At 62.3% G+C, this 16047-nt stretch carries 14 protein-coding genes; 10 read left to right on the forward strand and 4 right to left on the reverse strand.

The features are described from left to right. Positions 1 to 32: 32 nt before the first annotated feature. Complete coding sequence (locus AB8A33_RS17540; RefSeq protein ID WP_439093912.1) at positions 33 to 542, forward strand: thioesterase family protein; 510 nt, start codon at positions 33 to 35, stop codon at positions 540 to 542. 3 nt (positions 543 to 545) lie between these two features. On the opposite strand, the gene AB8A33_RS17545 is transcribed toward AB8A33_RS17540, so the two are convergent. After that, positions 546 to 719, reverse strand: a complete 174-nt coding sequence (locus tag AB8A33_RS17545; RefSeq protein ID WP_439093913.1) for a DUF1328 domain-containing protein — start codon at positions 717 to 719, stop codon at positions 546 to 548. A gap of 272 nt (positions 720 to 991) precedes the next feature. Between AB8A33_RS17545 and AB8A33_RS17550 the strand changes: the two genes are divergently transcribed. From AB8A33_RS17550 to AB8A33_RS17565, 4 genes are all read left to right on the forward strand, one after another. Beyond that, complete coding sequence (locus AB8A33_RS17550; protein ID WP_439093914.1) at positions 992 to 3460, forward strand: ATP-dependent helicase; 2469 nt, start codon at positions 992 to 994, stop codon at positions 3458 to 3460. 2 nt (positions 3461 to 3462) lie between these two features. Then, entirely contained in the window at positions 3463 to 3744 is a 282-nt protein-coding gene (locus AB8A33_RS17555) for a type II toxin-antitoxin system HicB family antitoxin (RefSeq protein WP_439093915.1), read from the forward strand. Between the two features lie 154 nt (positions 3745 to 3898). Further along, positions 3899 to 4819, forward strand: a complete 921-nt coding sequence (locus tag AB8A33_RS17560; protein WP_089268247.1) for an ABC transporter ATP-binding protein — start codon at positions 3899 to 3901, stop codon at positions 4817 to 4819. 1 nt (position 4820) lies between these two features. After that, entirely contained in the window at positions 4821 to 5582 is a 762-nt protein-coding gene (locus AB8A33_RS17565) for an ABC transporter permease (protein WP_093760486.1), read from the forward strand. Positions 5583 to 5646: 64 nt separating this feature from the next. On the opposite strand, the gene AB8A33_RS17570 is transcribed toward AB8A33_RS17565, so the two are convergent. Continuing rightward, positions 5647 to 5973 (reverse strand): hypothetical protein, encoded by a 327-nt coding sequence (locus tag AB8A33_RS17570; protein WP_439093916.1) that lies wholly within the window; start codon positions 5971 to 5973, stop codon positions 5647 to 5649. A 279-nt stretch (positions 5974 to 6252) separates the two neighbouring features. Here AB8A33_RS17570 and AB8A33_RS17575 point away from each other — a divergent pair, with 279 nt between their 5' ends. Beyond that, on the forward strand, positions 6253 to 7041 hold the full coding sequence (locus tag AB8A33_RS17575; RefSeq protein ID WP_439093917.1) for a L,D-transpeptidase family protein: 789 nt from the start codon (positions 6253 to 6255) through the stop codon (positions 7039 to 7041). 59 nt (positions 7042 to 7100) lie between these two features. On the opposite strand, the gene AB8A33_RS17580 is transcribed toward AB8A33_RS17575, so the two are convergent. Continuing rightward, positions 7101 to 9377, reverse strand: a complete 2277-nt coding sequence (locus AB8A33_RS17580; protein ID WP_439093918.1) for a spermidine synthase — start codon at positions 9375 to 9377, stop codon at positions 7101 to 7103. Between the two features lie 248 nt (positions 9378 to 9625). Between AB8A33_RS17580 and AB8A33_RS17585 the strand changes: the two genes are divergently transcribed. Together AB8A33_RS17585 and AB8A33_RS17590 are read left to right on the forward strand one after the other, a co-directional pair. Next, positions 9626 to 11227, forward strand: a complete 1602-nt coding sequence (locus AB8A33_RS17585; RefSeq protein ID WP_439093919.1) for a phytoene desaturase family protein — start codon at positions 9626 to 9628, stop codon at positions 11225 to 11227. Positions 11228 to 11430: 203 nt separating this feature from the next. Beyond that, a complete protein-coding gene (locus AB8A33_RS17590; RefSeq protein WP_439093920.1) occupies positions 11431 to 12321 on the forward strand; it encodes a 50S ribosomal protein L11 methyltransferase in 891 nt (296 codons plus the stop codon). 71 nt (positions 12322 to 12392) lie between these two features. Here the strand turns inward: AB8A33_RS17590 and AB8A33_RS17595 are convergent, their stop codons facing one another. Then, entirely contained in the window at positions 12393 to 12710 is a 318-nt protein-coding gene (locus AB8A33_RS17595; protein ID WP_439093921.1) for a hypothetical protein, read from the reverse strand. Positions 12711 to 12797: 87 nt separating this feature from the next. Between AB8A33_RS17595 and AB8A33_RS17600 the strand changes: the two genes are divergently transcribed. Together AB8A33_RS17600 and AB8A33_RS17605 are read left to right on the forward strand one after the other, a co-directional pair. Then, positions 12798 to 14636 carry an aminopeptidase P family protein gene (locus AB8A33_RS17600; RefSeq protein ID WP_439093922.1) on the forward strand — a complete coding sequence of 613 codons (1839 nt, stop codon included), beginning with the start codon at positions 12798 to 12800 and terminating at the stop codon, positions 14634 to 14636. 78 nt (positions 14637 to 14714) lie between these two features. Next, positions 14715 to 15908, forward strand: coding sequence for a multidrug effflux MFS transporter (locus tag AB8A33_RS17605; RefSeq protein ID WP_439095959.1), 1194 nt, complete (start codon positions 14715 to 14717; stop codon positions 15906 to 15908). The last annotated feature ends 139 nt before the right edge of the window (positions 15909 to 16047 follow it).

Consider the following 16047-nt stretch of genomic DNA (forward strand, 5'->3'; position numbering starts at 1 on the left):
CAAGAGACGTGAGAGCGGGACAGGAATTACCGATGACTGAGCCAACCGACGATCTGCTGCAGCACCCCGTCCCTTTCCGGGCGCATGTCATGCAGATCGAACCGCAATGGATCGACTATAATGGCCATCTCAACATGGCCTATTACAACGTGCTGTTCGACCGGGCGATCGACGATCTGTGGCTCAAGATCGGGATCGGTCCCGAATATATGAAGGCGCGCAACAACTCGACCTTCACCGCCGAATGCCATGTTCGCTATGTCAGGGAAATCCATCTCGGTGACCCCGCACAGGTGTCGATCCTGGTTGTCGCCGCGGACGACAAGCGCATTCACACATTCAAGGAATTGCGCCACGCCACCGAGGGATGGCTGTCGGCGACCTCAGAGAACATGACGCTCCATATGGACATGACGGCCCGCAAGGTTGCGCCGTTTCCGCCTGACATCAACGCCCGCGTGCAGGCGCTGGCCAATGCGCACCGATCCGTCGATCGCCCTGAGGGCATCGGCCGATCGATCGGGATGCCCTCGAAGAAGTAATCGCTAGACGCGCGTGCGGCCACGGACGAGGCCCACAACGGCCGAGATAAGGAACAGGATGATGGCGATGAAGAAGATCGCCTTGGCAATTTCGATGGAAGCACCGGCGACACCGCCGAAGCCAAGAACGCCGGCAATGAGAGCGATAACGAGGAAGGTAACGACCCAGCTGAACATGACACAAACCTCAGTTTTTTGGCTTTTGACGCGGCATTCGCCGTCGCGCTTGATGCTGAAACAAGCCGGGGCAAGAACGAAAGTTCCCGACCCACGTACCAGCCAACATCACTGAAACGAGAGCGCTCCTGCGTGCCAACGGGCGTCAGATGAGCCCCATGCGGGGATAAGTCTGTCGCCAGAAGCCTCTCGCTCCTATATGCCGTCCTATCCTGCTAAGAAGGCTCCCCTTTAAAGCCCCACGGTGCCAACGTGGGCGGAATACGATTCGCATGAGTGACGCACGCAAAATGCCCGCCAACGATCTCCCTGCCTACCAACCGGCGGCGGGCGGCATCGGCGCGCGTGCGCGCGCTGCTGCGGCGCCAGCGGCACAGTATCTGAGCGGGCTCAATCCGGAGCAGCGCGACGCCGTCGAGACGCTCGACGGCCCCGTTCTCGTGCTCGCGGGTGCCGGCACCGGCAAGACCAAGGTTTTGACCTCGCGGATTGCCCATATCCTGAGTATGGGCCGTGCGCGGCCCGGTGAAATCCTGTCGGTGACCTTCACCAACAAGGCCGCGCGGGAGATGAAGCTCCGGCTCGGCATCATGCTCGGCCAGGCGGTCGAGGGCATGCCGTGGCTCGGCACCTTCCACTCGATCGGCGGCCGCATCCTGCGCACCCATGCCGAACTGGTGCAGTTGAAATCCAATTTCACGGTGCTCGACACCGACGACCAGATCCGACTGCTCAAGCAACTCCTGCAGGCTGACAATATCGACGACAAGCGCTGGCCGGCGCGAATGCTGGCCAACCTGATCGACGGTTGGAAGAACCGCGGACTGACGCCATCGCAGGTGCCGTCAGGCGAAGCCGCCGTGTTCGGCAATGGCAAAGGCGGCAAGCTCTATGCCGCCTATCAGGATCGGTTGAAGACCCTCAACGCCGCCGACTTCGGCGATCTCCTGCTCGAATGTATCCGGCTGTTCCGTGAGCATCCGGATGTGCTGAAGCAGTATCAGCAGCGCTTCAAATACATCCTCGTCGACGAATATCAGGACACCAACGTCGCGCAGTATCTCTGGCTGCGGCTGCTGTCGCAGGCGCCGGGGCAGCGTATGCTGCCGGAAGCGGACGCACCATCGGCAGATAATAAACCGGCAGTGCCGCTCAAGAACATCTGTTGCGTCGGCGATGACGATCAGTCGATCTATGGCTGGCGCGGCGCCGAGGTCGACAACATCCTGCGCTTCGAACATGATTTTCCCGGCGCCAAGGTCGTCCGGCTGGAGCGCAACTACCGCTCGACCGGGCACATCCTCGCCGCTGCCTCGCATCTGATCGCACACAACGAGGGCCGTCTCGGCAAGACGCTGCGCACGGAGGACGTCGATGGCGAGAAGGTCACCGTCACTGGCTCATGGGATTCTGAAGAAGAAGCACGCGCTATCGGCGTAGAGATCGAACAGCTGCAGCGCGAGGGCAACAAGCTCAACGACATCGCCATTTTGGTGCGCGCCTCGTTCCAGATGCGCGAGTTTGAAGACCGCTTCGTCACGCTCGGCCTGCCCTATCGCGTCATCGGCGGCCCGCGCTTCTATGAGCGCGCCGAAATCCGCGACGCACTAGCATATCTGCGCGTGATCAATTCGCCGGCCGACGATCTCGCTTTCGAGCGCATCGTCAATGTTCCCAAGCGCGGCCTCGGCGATGCCACCGTGCAGATGCTGCACGACCACGCCCGCCGGCGCCGCATTCCGTTGTCCGAGGCTGCGCGTCAGGTCGTCGAGACCGACGAGATGAAGCCGAAGGCGCGCGGCAGCCTGCGTGACCTGATGATGAGCTTCGAACGCTGGCGCACGCAAAGCGAAGTAATGCCGCATACCGAGCTCGCCGAAGTCGTGCTCGACGAGAGCGGCTACACCGACATGTGGCAAAAGGACCGCTCCGCCGACGCTGCCGGCCGTCTTGAAAACCTCAAGGAACTCGTGCGCTCGATGGAAGAGTTTGAGAACCTGCAGGGATTCCTCGAACACATCTCGCTGGTGATGGATCGCGAAGGTGGTGCCGACGAGGATGCCGTCTCGGTGATGACGCTGCACTCGGCCAAGGGGCTCGAATTCGACAATGTGTTCCTGCCCGGCTGGGAAGAAGGCCTGTTTCCGCATCAGCGGGCGCTCGACGATCAGGGCCGCGCCGGGCTGGAAGAAGAACGTCGCCTCGCCCATGTCGGCATCACCCGCGCGCGCCGCCGCGCCAAACTCTATTTCGCCACCAACCGGCGCATTCACGGCACCTGGAACACGACGATGCCGTCGCGCTTCCTCGATGAATTGCCGGCGGCCAATGTCGAGATCACGGAATCAAAGGGCGGTTCGGGCTGGGGCGGCGCAAGCGGCTACGGCGCATCGCGCTTCGACAATGTGGAATCCTTCGGTTCAAGCTATTCGACGCCGGGCTGGCAACGCGCGCAGGCCAATCGCTCGCGCGGCGGGGGACAAGGTGGCAGCGGCTTCAGCGAAGGCCAGTCGCCATTCGGCGGCTCCTCTTCATCGCGGAATAAGCGGCCGATGACTATCGAGGGCGAGTTGATCGCGAAGTCTACCGGTACGGAGTCCGACTTCACGCTGCAGGATCGCGTCTTCCACCAGAAGTTCGGCTACGGCAATGTGACCAAGATCGACGGCAACAAGCTCACCATCGTCTTCGAGAAGGCGGGTGAGAAGAAGGTCGTCGACAGTTTCGTGGAACGTGTCTGACAATGCCGGTCTATATTGCGCTCATTCTGAAGGACGCCAGCGGCACCTTCAACGTTTCCTTTCCCGATCTGCCCGGCGTTGTCACCGCCGGTGACACCCTTGATGAAGCCATCGAGGAAGCCGAGGAAACGCTCGAATACGCGGCCGGAGACTGGCGCAATTCGGACGGCTCGCCAGGCCTTCCGTCGCCACGCACCATCGAGCAATTGACCAGCGACCCCACATTTGCCGATGCAGCCGACGGTGGCACCATTGTCGAGATCGACTACGAAGCCGCAGAATAGCCCTAAAATCGCCTGTTCCGCGATTGCGCCGGCGCATCTTCATTCCTATGTACGCACCCCGCGCCCGACAAAGCCGTTTCGGCTGCGCCGTTCGTGCGTCCCGGTATGACCGCCCGGTCCTCTGCCTTCCCCTTTTCGAACGATCATATCGCCGATGTCCCCCATCATTTCCGTTTCCAATCTGACCAAGAGCTATGCCTCGGGCTTTACGGCCCTGAAGGGTATCGACCTCGACATCAACCGCGGCGAGATCTTCGCGCTGCTGGGGCCGAACGGCGCCGGCAAGACGACGATGATCAGCATCATCTGCGGCATCGCCAATGCCACCTCCGGCAAGGTCATGGTCGATGGTCACGACATCGCCCGGGACTATCGCGCCGCGCGATCGCTGATCGGGCTGGTGCCGCAGGAACTGCACACCGACGCCTTCGAATCGGTTTGGGCCACGGTCAGTTTCAGCCGCGGTCTGTTCGGCAAGCCGAAGAACCCGGCGCTGATCGAGAAAATCCTGAAAGACCTCTCGCTGTGGGACAAGAAAGATAACAAGATCATCACGCTGTCCGGCGGCATGAAGCGCCGCGTGATGATCGCCAAGGCGCTGTCGCACGAACCACAGATCCTGTTTCTCGATGAGCCCACTGCCGGCGTCGACGTCGAATTGCGCAAGGGCATGTGGGAAGTCGTGCGCACGCTGCGCGCTGCCGGCGTCACCGTCATTCTCACCACACATTACATCGAAGAAGCCGAGGAGATGGCCGACCGCATCGGCGTCATCAACAAGGGCGAGATCATCTTGATCGAGGAAAAGACCAAGCTGATGGAGCAGCTCGGCAAGAAGCAGCTCAAGCTGTATCTGCAAGGCAAGGTCACGGAGATTCCAGCCAGCCTGGCTCACTACAACCTCGAACTGGCAGCGGACGGCCATCAGTTGATCTACAGCTATGACACCAAGAGCGAACGCACCGGGATCACCAGCCTGCTCGGCGATCTCCGCGAATCCGGCATCCGCTTCTCCGATCTCGACACCACGCAGAGCTCGCTCGAAGACATCTTCGTCAGCCTGGTGAGGAAGTAAAATGAACTTCAGAGCTGTCCGCGCCATCTATCTGTTCGAAATGGCGCGCACCTGGCGCACCGTGCTGCAGAGCATCGTTTCGCCGGTGATTTCCACCTCGCTGTATTTCGTGGTGTTTGGCGCCGCGATCGGCTCGCGCATCACCTCCATCGAGGGCGTCAGCTACGGCACCTTCATCGTGCCAGGTCTCGTGATGCTGTCGGTACTCACGCAGAGCATTTCCAACGCCTCGTTCGGCATCTACTTCCCCAAATTCACCGGTACGATCTATGAATTGCTGTCGGCGCCGGTGTCTTACGTCGAAGTCGTGCTCGGCTATGTCGGTGCTGCTGCGACCAAGTCGATCCTGCTGGGCCTGATCATTCTGGCCACCGCTGGACTGTTCGTGCCGCTGCACATCCTGCATCCGTGGTGGATGCTGACCTTCCTGGTGCTGACGGCGGTGACGTTCAGCCTGTTCGGCTTCATCATCGGCATCTGGGCTGACGGTTTCGAGAAACTGCAGGCGATCCCGCTGCTGGTGGTGACGCCGCTGACCTTCCTGGGTGGTAGCTTCTACTCCGTCAGCATGCTGCCGTCGGGTTGGCGCACCGTCACGCTGCTCAATCCGGTCGTGTATCTGATCAGCGGCTTCCGCTGGAGCTTCTACGAGATCTCCGACGTCAGCGTCGGCTGGAGCATCGGCGTCACCTGCATGTTCCTGGTGATCTGCATGTTGGTCGTCTGGTGGATTTTCAAGACCGGCTACAAACTGAAAAACTGAAATCGCTGATAACAAAAATGGCCCGGTTTGAACCGGGCCATTTTCATTTCAAATCAATATCCGCTTAGCGATAGCAGCGGAATTTGCCATGGCGGTTGTAATAGCCGTGGCACTGTGTCCGTCGACCCTCGGGAATACCGAGCACGCCCTTGACGCCGCCCACGGCCGCGCCGACGCCAAGGCCAACTGCGCCACCGACCACACCGCCGACAGGTCCGGCGGCGCGATTGCCGTCACGGTACCCTTGGTTGGCACCCTGCTCACCACCCCGGAAAACGCCCTGCGCCTGCGCAAAATGCGGCATGGCGACCAGAGCCAGCACGCCCGCGGCGAATGCCAGGCGGGTCTTCATCGACGAACTGATCGGCAACACAGCGGTCTTAACGGTCATCTGGAGCTTCCCTCTGAGCGGCGAGAATTCGCCGCTTGCGATTGTGGGAGGGCAACGCGCGACCTAGGAACCGGTTCCATCTGCCTCACTTAGAAGCTTCCTATCGCGCATTGTCGGGGTCGGCTTGAGCCGTCTTTCGGCCCGGTCGCCGCCTTGGTGCCGCCTAGCCCAACATTAAGGATGCACGAAACTGTCACTGGAAACCCGAACGCCCGGTATGCATATTGGGTCAGGGACGGCAGGCGGTACAACAGGTTACGGCCCGGAGGCCAAGGTAAGATGCGTTCGTTTTATATGACCCTTGCGGGTCTCGCCGTTTTCGCCGCCACCAGCACTGCGCAGGCCAAGATTGCCATTACCGTCGACAAGGACGCCCAGCAGCTGACCGTTGTTCAGGACGGCGTCGAGAAATATCGCTGGCCGGTGTCGTCAGGCATTCCCTCCTACGAGACTCCGAATGGCAGCTTCCAGACATTCCGCATGGAGGAGGATCACTTCTCCAAGGAATTCGACGACGCACCGATGCCCCATGCCATCTTCTTCACCAAGAAGGGCCACGCCATTCACGGGACCGATTCTGTGAACCGCCTGGGCTCGCCGGCGTCCCATGGCTGCGTGCGACTGTCGCGCGAGAATGCCGCGACCTTGTTCGCCATGGTCAAGGCCGACGGGGTGCTCAACACCACCGTCACGCTGACCGGCTCCTCGCAGGTCGCCCTTGCCCGCAACCCGCGCCCGGCGAAGCCGTCTGCCGTCGCCCGCCGCGATATCGCTCCTGCCTCACCGTCCTATGACGCCGCCGGCAATCCCATGGATCTCACGCCACAGGCCGTGGCACCGGGCCGCCGCGTCGCGCGTCAGGTACAGCCGGCGGATGACGATCGTTACATCTATCCGGCCGATGGCAATGACGGTCAGCGTTATCCGGCCCCTCCCGGCTATCGCCGCATGACCGAAGCCGAGACCCAGCAGTATTACGCCAATCGTGGCTATTACAGCCGGCAGTACCCACCGCAGGCCTACGCGCCGCGGCCGTATCAGCCGCGCGGCTTCTTCGGCGATTACTGAGCGAACATGTGTGACGCGTTTCTTGACGCGAACCAGCGTTCACTTCGCTTGAAAACGCTTTAGTTGTCCCCGTCCCGCAGCCGGCGCCACACGGCGCCGAGCACGTTGGAATAGTCGTCAGTCCAGACCCGCTGATCGTCGCTCGCCTCAGTCAAGGCCCATTGCGATGACGTCGCGATGGAGCCTACGTCGGCGGCGTCATGGGCCGAGATGACCACATTGGTCGAGAAGATATATTCGTTATCGCGACCGGAATCCTCCGAATACACCCAGCTCTTCATGTCATTGGCGTCAGCGATGCCGACGACGACGCTGGCTAGTTCGAGATGCCGGTTCGAAACGTGCATGACGACCGCGCCCTGCGGGGCGAGCTTTTCCTTGTAGATCTCCATCGCCTCCTCGGTCGCCAGATGGATCGGGATCGCATCCGACGAATAGGCATCCACGATGATGAGGTCGTAGACGCCGTCAGGCTCTTTCGCAAAGGTCAGCCGCGCATCGCCAATCACCGGCTTGACGTCCGGCTCGCACTTCTGGATGTAGCTGAAATATTTCGGATCCTTGGCGGTATCGACCATCGACTGGTCGATCTCGAAAAACTTCCAGTCCTCGCCCGGCGCTGACGCGCAGGTCAGCGACCCCGAACCGAGGCCGATCACCGCTACACGAAGCGGCGCCCTCTTGCGGGCGCGCACCGCCGTGATCGCCTGCCCGATGCCGCCGTCCTTGTAATAATAGGAGATCGGCTCCGGCCGTCCGGTCACCGGCGTGCCGTCATCGTTCAGGTACTTCTCGGCGCCGTGAATGGTCGTGCCATGCATCAGCACGTGATACTGGCCGTTCGGCGTCACCACGATCTTGTGCACGCCAAAGAAACTGCGCACGGTTTCGACTCGGCCATCATCGGCCGGATAAAAACGGATCAGCGCCAGAGCGAGGACAGTGATCGCCAGGAGCTTCAGCCGATCAGCGCGCAGCAGGATCGCCGCGATTATGCCGACAACGGCAACGGTGCTGACCACATAGACGCGCTGGGTGTCGATCCAGGTAAACAACTTGCCGGTCGTATAGCTCGGCACGATCAGTGCAACCGCGGCAACCACGAGCGCGATCCAGTACCAGCGCGCCCAGCCGGAGTAGCGTTCCGGCAATGCAGGCCGGCACAGCACGGCCAGTGCAACGAGGATCGGATATTCGGCGATCCATGAGAATGTGAACGGCGCGATCAGTCCGGCGAACAAGCCACCAACCATGCCGCCGAACGACAGTGCGACATAGTAGCCCGTGAGATAGCGGGCTGCAGGACGCTGCCGAGCCAGTTCACCATGACACGCCATGGCAATAATGAAGAAGGCCAGCAGATGGCCGCCGAGGGTCAGCAGCAGATTCTGTTCGCCGCCAACCGCGAGCAGCACGACCACGCCGGCAATCGCCAGCGGTTGTAGCATCAGAATCCAGGCATGCGGCAGCAGCGGCCGCGACTGGAACACCAGTACCCAGGTGAGCAGATAGAGCGACAGCGGCAACACCCAGAGCAGCGGTGCGGCAGCGACGTCTGTCGAGATATGCGCGGTGACCGCGATCAGCAAGCCGGATGGGACAGCCGCGAGGAAGATCCAGCGGGCACGCAGGGCCCAGCTCGGCGCCGGCGCGTCGATCGCATCAGCACCCGGTGCAGCGACGGCCACCGACGGCGACTTCAGCAGCAAGACGCCGCAGCCGCCGATCAGCAAGATCAGCAGGCCATAACCCGATGTCCAGATCAGGTTCTGCGTCCGCAGCGAAAACATCGGCTCCAGCAGCACGGGATAGGACAGCAGCGCGAGGAAGCTTCCGATATTCGAGGAGGCATAGAGAAAATACGGATCGTGGCCATTGGGATGGCCCGTGCGCACGAACCAGGCCTGCAGCAGCGGATTATTCGCAGCGAGCGCAAAGAACGGCAGGCCGATCGACACAGCGAACAGGCCGAGCAGCCAGAACGCATAGCCACTGTCCGGCGGCGTGCCCCAGCCCGATGCGATGGACAGCGGCAGCGTCAGCAGCGCAACGACCAGCAGCAGGAGATGAACGACCACAGGGATGATGCGACTGCGCAATTGCATCAGGTAATGGGCATAGGCATAGCCACCGAGCAGCAGCGACTGGAAGAACACCATCGCCACCGACCACACCGCCGGCGAACCGCCGAGCCGCGGCAGCACCATCTTGGTGAACAGGGGCTGCACCGAGAATAACAGCAGCGCGCTGGTGAAAATCGCCGCGGTATAAACCACCAGAAGAAGCCGATTGCGGGAGGCCGAGTTTGGGGCGGCGACGGGCTGCGACGAACTCATGAAGGCTCCAGCATATGGCACGGCAGAAAAGCGAGAATCCGGCCGGTAACCGGCGGGCGGAATGGAGCATATGGCACCGTTTCGGGCAATGCGCGCTAACTATGGAACCACAATCGTGATGGGTGGCCTTGTGCCGCGCGGGCACCTCTTCGATAAAGAGGGCCCTATTTTCGTGTGACGCGTTTTCCCAATGCGAACCGGTCGCCGTTTTGCGCGAAAACGCTCTAGCAGGCTTTGTTGAAGCGGACATGTCAGACACCGACGTTTTGATCATCGGCGCCGGCCATAACGGCCTCACTTGCGCGGCCTATCTCGCCATGAGCGGGTTGCGCGTGAAGGTGGTCGAAAGACGTTCCGTGGTTGGCGGCGCCGCGGTGACGCAGGAGTTTCACCCCGGCTTCCGCAATTCGGTCGCGGCCTACACCGTCAGCCTGCTCAACCCGCAGATCGCCTCCGATCTGAAGCTCGCCGAACACGGCCTGCGCATCGTCGAGCGCAAGGCGCAGAATTTCATCCCGGCGCCGGACGGCAGCTATCTCCTCACCGGCGAAGGCCGCACCCAACAGTCGGTTGCCAAGCTCAGCGCGCGCGATGCCGAGCGGATCGGCGCGTTCTCGCATGAGCTCGAAGTCATTGCTGACGTGCTCAGGGATTTCGTACTGCGTTCACCTCCGAACGTCGTGCAAGGTTTCGGTCTCGGCGCGATCAGTGAGGCCATCAATGCGCTCGGCACCGCGAAGATTCTCAACGCACTGACCATCGAACAGCAGCGTGTATTGCTCGATCTGTTCACCTGCTCCGCCGGCGAGATGCTTGACGACGTTTTCGAGCATGATCTGGTGAAGGCATTGTTCGGCTTCGACGCCGTGGTCGGCAACTATGCGAGCCCCTATGCCGCCGGCTCGGCTTACGTGATGCTGCACCACGCCTTTGGCGAAGTGAACGGCAAGAAAGGTGTCTGGGGCCACGCCATCGGCGGCATGGGCGCGATCACGCAGGCGATGGCCGCCGCGGCGCGCTCGCACGGCGTGCAGATCGAACTCGACAACGGCGTACGCGAAGTTCTCGTGGAGAACGACAAGGTCGTCGGCGTCATCCTCGACAATGGGGAGAGTATCCGCGCGAAATATGTCGCCTCCAACGTCAATCCGAAGCTGCTGTATACGCGGCTGATGCCAGCGGATGCGCTGCCCAAGCCATTCCTCGATCGCATCCGCAACTGGCGCAATGGCTCCGGCACATTCCGGATGAATGTCGCGCTGAACGCCCTTCCCTCGTTCACCGCGCTGCCCGGTAACGGCGATCATCTCTCTGCCGGCATCATCATCGCGCCGAGTCTCGACTATATGGATCGCGCCTGGCTCGATGCGAAGCAGCACGGCTGGAGCCGCCAGCCTATTGTCGAAGTACTGATCCCCTCGACGCTCGACGACAGCCTCAGCCCACCGGACCAGCACGTCGCCAGTCTCTTTTGCCAGCATGTTGCGCCGACACTCCCGAACGGCGCATCGTGGGATGACCATCGTAACGAGGTCGCGGACCTGATGATCAAGACGGTGGACGACTACGCGCCCGGCTTTGCCGCCAGTGTGATCGGCCGGCAGGCGCTATCGCCACTCGATCTCGAACGCGACTTCGGCCTGCTCGGCGGCGACATCTTTCATGGCGCGCTCAGCCTGAACCAGTTGTTTTCGGCCCGGCCGATGCTCGGCCATGCGGACTACCGCGGTCCGCTGAAGGGTCTCTATCACTGCGGCTCGGGTGCACATCCCGGCGGCGGCGTCACAGGCGCGCCTGGCCACAATGCGGCCAAGGCGATCCTCAGGGACCACCGGGCGCTGTTCGGCTGAGGACATCCTGTGGATAAGCCTGTGAACAGGCGGTGGATGGGTCCTGAACAAGTCTGTGCGGAAGCTCGGGAGGACGGCGGTATAATCGGCTTATAACCTTGTGCACGGCCGCTGTATCGCCCCTGTATCCCCGCCGGTATAAACCCTGTACCAAGCCCGCCTAAGCTGTGCAGACCCTGTTCACGACGCCACCCGGACCCGCGATGACCACGCCCCAAGGAACCAGCCGCGCCACCTTCGCTGTCGGCGACGAATTCAGCGCCAAGCGCATTGTCGATCTCCTCACCGAGAGTTTCGAGGAAGGCCAGGCCGCGATCGCTGCATTCGAGAGCCCCGAGGGCCGCTGGGACGTCACCGTGCATTTCGCCGACCCGCCGGACGAGGCGTCGATCCGCGACCTCGTGAGCCTCGCCTCGGACGATACCGTCGCGGCGAGCATCGTGTTCGACAGCATCGAAGCGAAGGACTGGGTCAAGGAAAGTCTTAAGGGTCTGGTGCCAGTGCGCGCCGGCCGCTTCATCGTCCACGGCCAGCATGACCGGGACCAAGTACGCCCCAATCAACTGGGCATCGAGATCGAGGCCGCGCTGGCTTTTGGCACCGGCCATCACGGCACCACGCGCGGCTGCCTCATCTATCTGGATTATGTGCTGCGTGCGAAGGCGCCGAAACGGATGCTCGATCTGGGTACCGGCACAGGCGTGCTGGCCATCGCTGCTGCGAAGGCGACGAAACGCCGCGTGCTGGCGACCGATATCGACCCGATGTCTGTGAAGGTGGCGCGCGAGAACATGCGGCTCAACGGCGTTGGTAATCTCGTCGATACCGTTTGCGCCACCGGCTTTTCCTCGCCGGCCTTCGGCGATCGCGCGCCGTTCGATCTGATCCTCGCAAACATCCTGGCCAACCCGCTGCGGGCGATGTCCACCGATATGAGCCGGCACCTCACGCGCAACGGCATGGTGATCCTGTCCGGGCTTTTACCGCATCAGGCGATGAGCGTGATCGCCGCGTATCGCGCCCGCGGGCTGGTGCTACGCAAGCATCAGATCGTTGAGGGCTGGAGCAGCCTGTTGATGCAGCGCGAAGGCTGATACGCCATTCGTCATTTTCCGAACTCCGGAATAATGACGGGCGATCTGGCGAAAGCTGCTGGCGGGGTTTGCTACTTCGGGGGCGGTACGTCGCGGCGACGAAGCGTTGCATTTTCCAGCCGCTCGACGCGCGTCACGCGGGCTTCGACGAAACGGCCCAGAATCTGGATGATGCCGCTGCGTTGATTTGGCTGATTGGGCAGGACTTGAGTGGACTGAATCTGGGTCGGCTGGGAATGGCCATGCGTGGCCGGTGGCGAAATTTTCTCGAACGTAAAAGCAGGCATTGTGTATCCCCTCTTCGTTGAGTTGAGACACTCTGGATGGCCAAGCATCGCGCCGACAACACAAGCCGGGTGAAATTGTTCCATCCGGTTGAACACAACCATCAGATTTCAAGCATAACTTGTGCCAAATCCGCGCAACCCTGCCCCTCGATTGCGGGCCTGACAGCGCACCCATAGGATAATCCCGCGATGTTCGAAGCCCATTTCCAGACGTTCGAAGAGCCCGAAAGCGGCGTGGCGCTGACTGCGCGGCTGGCCGCATTTCGCGAGGAATTGCTGCGCCGGAAACTGGCAGGCTTCGTGATTCCCCGCGCCGATCAGCAGCAAAACGAATATGTGCCGCCCTCCGACGAGCGGCTGGCCTGGCTCACCGGCTTCACCGGATCGGCCGGCATGGCCGTGGTGCTGCTCCAGCAAGCCGCCGTGTTCGTGGACGGCCGCTATACGCTGCAGGCGGCGAAACAAGTTGATGTGAATGCGTGGAGCATCCAGTCGCTGGTCGAGCCGCCGCCGGAAAGCTGGCTCGCCGATCACCTCAAGCCCGAAGATCGCCTCGGATTTGATCCGTGGCTGCACACTTCTGCGGCAGCCGAACGGCTGGCAGCCGCCTGCGCCAAGGCCGGCGCCGAACTCGTCGCGGTCGACAGCAATCCGCTCGATTCGGTCTGGACCGAGCGCCCGGCGCCGCCGCTCGGCGCAGTATCGATCCATGGCCTCGAATTCGCCGGCGTCTCCGAAGCCGACAAGCTTGCCCAGATCCGCGCCGAGATGGAACGGCTTCGTGTCGATGCGCTGGTGCTGTCAGATTCCCATGCGGTCGCCTGGACCTTCAATATCCGCGGCGCCGATGTCTCGCATACGCCGTTGCCGCTGTCCTATGCGCTGGTGCCGAAACACGGCCGGCCGCAGGTGTTCGTCGACCACCGCAAACTCTCCAACAGCGCACGCAACCATCTGGAGGTCTCGGCCGATGTGCAGGAGCCGGATGCGCTGATATCGGCGCTGAGCAACCTCGCCGCCTCCGGTGCATCAATTGCGCTCGACAATGCCACCGCCGCCGATGCACTGAGCCGGCTGATCACAGCCGCAGGCGGCAAGCCCCTTCGCGGTGCCGATCCCGTCGCACTGCTCAAGGCGGTGAAGAATCCCGTCGAGATCAAGGGCACGCAGACCGCGCATCGCCGCGATGCCGTGGCACTGGCGCGCTTTCTCGCCTGGATCGACCGCGAGGCACCAAAGGGCAAGCTCACCGAAATCGATACCGTCGAGGCGCTGGAGACATTCCGCCGCCAGACCGGCGCGCTGAAGGATGTGTCGTTTCCGACCATCGCCGGCACCGGGCCGAATGGCGCCATCGTTCATTACCGCGTCACCCGCAAGACCAATCGCCGTATCGCGCTGGGCGATCTGCTGCTGATCGATTCCGGCGCGCAATATGAAGATGGCACCACCGACGTCACCCGCACCATCGCCATCGGCGAGCCGACCGACGAAATGCGCGACCGCTTCACCCGCGTGCTGCGCGGCCATATCGCAATTGCGCGCGCGGCGTTTCCCGACGGCACCACCGGCGCGCAGCTCGATACGCTGGCACGGCAGTTTCTCTGGCACGCCGGTCTCGATTTCGCCCATGGCACCGGCCACGGCGTCGGCAGCTATCTGTCGGTCCATGAAGGTCCGGCGCGGATCTCCAAGCTCGGCACTACGCCGCTCAAGCGCGGCATGATCCTCTCCAACGAGCCCGGCTACTACAAGACCGACGCCTTCGGCATTCGCATCGAGAACCTCGAACTGGTGGTCGAGGCCCATATCGAGGGCGCCGAGCAGCCGATGAATGCATTCGAGACGCTGACACTGGCGCCGATCGACCGCCGGCTGATCAATGCGCATCGCATCAGCAAGCGCGAGCTGAAGTGGATCAACGACTACCATGCCCGCGTTCGCCGCGAGGTGATGCCGCTGCTCGACGATGAAGCGACGCGGGTCTGGCTCGAAGCGGCGACAGAACCGCTGATGCAGCCGCAATAGCGAGAGAACAGCCACCACGTGAATTACAGCCCGCCTTTTCCAAAAGTCGACGCCGTCGACCTCTCCAAATCGCGGGTGATGCTGCTGTTGCTGGTGGTGATGACCGGCATCGCGCCGATCTCGCTCTATATGCTGGTGCCGGCGCTGCCCGAACTCGCCCGCACCTTCGGCGCCGATATCTCCATCGCGCAGATGACCGTGTCGCTCTACATGGTCGGGCTCGCCTTCTCGCAGCTCATCATGGGGCCATTGTCCGATAAATTCGGCCGGCGTCCGGTGCTGCTTGCCGGTCTCGGCCTGATGGTGATCGCCGGCATCGGCTCGAGCTTTGCACTCACATTGCCGCAGCTGATCGCCGCACGGTTCTTTCAGGCGCTCGGCGGCGCGACGGGCATGGTGATGAGCCGCGCCATCATCAGGGACCTCTATCCGCGCGAACGCGTCGGCGCGATGATCAGCCTCGTCATCGCGGTCATGATGATCGCGCAGATGCTGAGCCCGCTGGCCGGCGGTCTCCTGGAAACCGGTTTCGGCTGGCGCGCGATCTTCTATGTGGTCACGGCGTCTTCGCTGGTCGTGACGCTGGCCATCGCTTTTTTTCTGCCGGAGACAAGACGGCGCGCAGCCAGTGACGTGAGCGGCGGCGGATTTATCGCCGACTCCCGCGTCCTGCTGCGCAGCCGGACCTTCATCGGCTATCTCCTGTGTTATGTCGTGGCATCCTGGATCATCTTCACCTTTGCCGGCGCCGGTCCTTATGTCGTCGTCACGCAGATGGGCCGCAGCTCCGCCGAATATGGCGCGTGGTTCGCGACGTCGGGTCTTGCTTATCTCGTCGGCAATCTCTGCTGCGTGCGCTTTGCGCCGCGCCGGACCATCGAGCAACTGATCTGGTTCGGCCTCGCGCTGCAATTCGGCGGAGCGCTGCTCAATGTGGTCTGGGGCCTCACCGGGCTGAACCAGAATCCGGCCTGGCTGTTCCTCACCCATATGATCGTGATGTTCGGCAATGCCTTCGTGATGTCGAACGGCGCCGCGGGTGCGCTCAGCATTCGTCCGCATGCCGCGGGCACGGCATCCGGCATGATGGGCTTCCTGCAGATGGGCCTGGGTTCGCTGTGCTCGCAATTCGGCGCCTGGCTCGGCGGCCATTTCGCGACACCGGTACCGCTCAACATCGCGCTCGTCGTGCTGTCCTGCGGCTGCGCAGCCGCGATGATCTTCCTGGTCCCCCGCCGCAAGACGGTGGTGACGGAAGAACTGATCGAGTAGGCCGAAGGCGAAGAGAGCGGGTTGTTGTAGGAGCTTTCTTCTCCCTCCCCCTAGCGCGGCGCAGCCGCGCGCGGTGGGGAGGGTGGATCGACCGCTCTAGCGAAGCTTCGCTTCGCACGGGCGGTCGAGACGGGTGGGG

This window comes from Tardiphaga sp. 813_E8_N1_3, from assembly GCF_051811025.1.
In the GTDB taxonomy this organism is placed as follows: Bacteria; Pseudomonadota; Alphaproteobacteria; order Rhizobiales; family Xanthobacteraceae; genus Tardiphaga.

Coding starts and splice junctions, on each gene's coding strand:
- AB8A33_RS17545 (WP_439093913.1), bottom strand. CDS start 719: ATGTTCAGCTGGGTCGTTACCTTCCTCGTTATCGCTCTCATTGCCGGC.
- AB8A33_RS17540 (WP_439093912.1), top strand. CDS start 33: ATGACTGAGCCAACCGACGATCTGCTGCAGCACCCCGTCCCTTTCCGG.
- AB8A33_RS17590 (WP_439093920.1), top strand. CDS start 11,431: ATGACCACGCCCCAAGGAACCAGCCGCGCCACCTTCGCTGTCGGCGAC.
- AB8A33_RS17585 (WP_439093919.1), top strand. CDS start 9,626: ATGTCAGACACCGACGTTTTGATCATCGGCGCCGGCCATAACGGCCTC.
- AB8A33_RS17550 (WP_439093914.1), top strand. CDS start 992: ATGAGTGACGCACGCAAAATGCCCGCCAACGATCTCCCTGCCTACCAA.
- AB8A33_RS17580 (WP_439093918.1), bottom strand. CDS start 9,377: ATGAGTTCGTCGCAGCCCGTCGCCGCCCCAAACTCGGCCTCCCGCAAT.
- AB8A33_RS17565 (WP_093760486.1), top strand. CDS start 4,821: ATGAACTTCAGAGCTGTCCGCGCCATCTATCTGTTCGAAATGGCGCGC.
- AB8A33_RS17555 (WP_439093915.1), top strand. CDS start 3,463: ATGCCGGTCTATATTGCGCTCATTCTGAAGGACGCCAGCGGCACCTTC.
- AB8A33_RS17560 (WP_089268247.1), top strand. CDS start 3,899: ATGTCCCCCATCATTTCCGTTTCCAATCTGACCAAGAGCTATGCCTCG.
- AB8A33_RS17605 (WP_439095959.1), top strand. CDS start 14,715: ATGCTGCTGTTGCTGGTGGTGATGACCGGCATCGCGCCGATCTCGCTC.
- AB8A33_RS17570 (WP_439093916.1), bottom strand. CDS start 5,973: ATGACCGTTAAGACCGCTGTGTTGCCGATCAGTTCGTCGATGAAGACC.
- AB8A33_RS17600 (WP_439093922.1), top strand. CDS start 12,798: ATGTTCGAAGCCCATTTCCAGACGTTCGAAGAGCCCGAAAGCGGCGTG.
- AB8A33_RS17575 (WP_439093917.1), top strand. CDS start 6,253: ATGCGTTCGTTTTATATGACCCTTGCGGGTCTCGCCGTTTTCGCCGCC.
- AB8A33_RS17595 (WP_439093921.1), bottom strand. CDS start 12,710: ATGGTTGTGTTCAACCGGATGGAACAATTTCACCCGGCTTGTGTTGTC.